Here is a 2,646-nt window from a genome sequence, read left to right as displayed (position 1 = left end):
ACCTGGCGGCGGCGGGCCGGACCCTGGCCGTCGGACGGGCCGCACTGGCGCACCGCGCCGTCGTGGTGGCCGCCACGGCCGGCGACGCCGTCGACGGATGCGCGGAACTGACCGTGCGGGGCACCCCCGTCGGCGGCCGTACGGCCTTCCTCTTCACCGGTCAGGGCAGCCAACGGCTCGGCATGGGCCGCGAGCTGTACGCCGCCTACCCCGCCTACGCCGAGGCCCTGGACGCCGTCTGCGCACAGCTCGACCCGTGGCTGGAACTGCCGCTGCTCGACGTCCTGTTCGGGCAGGACCCGGCGCCGCTGGACCAGACCTGCTTCACGCAGGCCGCCCTGTTCGCGACCGAGGTCGCGCTCTTCCGCCTCCTGGAAAGCTGGGGCGTTCGGCCGGACTTCCTCGCGGGCCACTCCATCGGAGAGCTGGCCGCCGCACACGTCGCCGGCGTCCTGTCGCTGGCGGACGCGGCGCAACTCGTCGCGGCCCGCGGCCGGCTGATGCAGGCACTGCCCGGCGGCGGCGCGATGCTCGCCGTACAGGCCGAGGAGCACGAGGTGCTGGCGCTGCTCGCGGGGCGGGAGGACGAGCTGGGCATCGCCGCCGTCAACGGCCCCACCTCCCTGGTCCTCTCCGGCGACGAGGAAGCCGTCGAGGCCGTCGGCGCCGCACTCGCCGCCCAGGGACGCAAGACCAAGCGACTGCGGGTCAGCCACGCCTTCCACTCCCCGCACCTGGACCCGATGCTGGACGACTTCCGGACGGTCGCGAAGGGGCTCACGTTCGCCGCGCCCACCCTCCCGATCGTCTCCACCCTGACCGGACAGCTCGTCGGTGCCGAGGAACTGAGCACGCCCGAGTACTGGGTGCGGCACGTCCGCCGGCCCGTGCGCTTCCTGGACGCGGCCCGCGCCCTGGAGGCCGAGGGCGTACGGACCTTCCTGGAGCTCGGCCCGGACGGCGTCCTCAGCGCGATGGGACAGGACTTCCTCGACGCGGGATCGCTCCTGGTCCCCGTGGTGCGCGGCGGGCGACCCGAGCCGCACACCGCCCTGACCGCCCTGGCCCACGCGCACGTACGGGGCGTGCCGGTCGACTGGCGCGCACTGTTCGGCGAGACCGCGGGAGCCGCAGCCGACCTGCCGACCTACCCCTTCCAACGGCAGCGCTACTGGCTGACGGGCGGGTCCGGCGGCGACGTCACCTCGGCCGGACTCGACGCCGCACGGCACCCGTTGCTCGGCGCCGCGGTGGCGCTCGCGGACTCCGACGGCGTGCTGTTCACCGGCCGGATCTCGGCCCGCAGCCACCCCTGGTTCGCCGACCACGCCGTCGCCGGCACCGTCCTGGTCCCGGGCACGGCCCTGGTGGAACTCGCGCTGCACGCGGGCGCCGCACGGGGCTGCGAGCGGCTGGAGGAACTCGCCCTCCAGGCACCGCTGGTCCTGCCCGACGAGGGTGCGCTCCAGCTCCAGATCACCGTCGGCGACCCCGACGAGGACGGCCGCAGGCCCGTGGCCGTCCACTCGCGCGGGGAACAGGAAGGCGACGTCTGGAACCGGCACGCCACCGGAACCGTGACGCCCGCCGTCCCCGCCGTCCCCGACCCCGACCTCGCGTCCTGGCCTCCGGCAGGCGCCGAACCCCAGCAGGTCGAGGACCTGTACGACCGCCTCGCCGACCAGGGCTACGGCTACGGCCCCGCCTTCCAGGGCCTGCAGGCGGCATGGCGGTCGGGCGACGACCTCTACGCCGAGGTGCGGCTGCCCGTCGACGCCGACGGATTCGCCCTGCACCCGGCCCTGTTCGACGCCGCGCTGCACGCCCTGCTCCTGGCGGAGTCCGCCGAACTGCGGCTGCCGTTCTCCTTCGGCGGCGTCCAGCTGACCGGACCCGCGACAGACACCCTGCGGGTCAAGCTGTCGGCCGGCCCGGACGGAACGGTCGCGGTCGCCCTCGCCGACGAGACGGGCGCCCCGGTCGCCGGCGTCGCCTCGCTCGCCCTGCGCGCCCTTCCGGCGGGGACCACGCTCACCCGCCCCTGGGACCCGTACCTGTACGCGGTCGAGCGGGCCGGTGCGGAACTGGCCCCCGGCGGCGGGACGCACCTCGCGGTCCTCGGCGGGACCGACCTCGGACTCGACGCCGAACACCACACCGACCTCGCCGCCCTGGCCGCTGCGACGGCGGACGGCGCGGCCGCACCCGACGTCGTCGTCCTCCCCGTGCCCCCGGCCCCGGTACAGGAGACCGGCCGGGTCACGCAGGAGGTCCTCGCGGTACTGCGGCAGTGGCTCGCCACCGACGCGCTGCCCGCGGCGCGGCTCGCCGTGGTCAGCACCGGGGAGCTGGCGCACAGCGCACTGTCCGGACTGATCCGGACCGCCGAGTCGGAACACCCGGGACGTTTCCAGCACGTGATCACGGACGGCCTCCCGGCCGACGGCACGCTGCTGGCCGCGGCCCTGGCCGACGCCCGGCCGCAACTCGCCCTGCACGAGGGCCGCGCCTACGTGACCCGGCTCGCCAAGATCGTCTCCCCGGCCCCGGTGCCGGACGCGGACCCCGCGTTCGACCCGGAGCACACCGTGCTGATCACCGGCGGCACCGGCGCGCTCGGAGCGCAGGTCGCCCGGCACCTGGTGA

The 2,646-nt window shown here is 75.7% G+C and carries 1 protein-coding gene; it reads left to right on the top strand.

What is annotated here, in order from left to right; all coding sequences use genetic code 11:
* Window positions 1-2,646, top strand: a 2,646-nt coding sequence (locus G3I40_RS21585) for an acyltransferase domain-containing protein (protein ID WP_164303784.1), incomplete at both ends; no start/stop codon positions are given.

Origin of the sequence: Streptomyces sp. SID14478 (assembly GCF_010548525.1) — a bacterium.
Taxonomy (GTDB): domain Bacteria; phylum Actinomycetota; class Actinomycetes; order Streptomycetales; family Streptomycetaceae; genus Streptomyces.
This window is presented reverse-complemented; position numbering and strand designations above follow the sequence as displayed.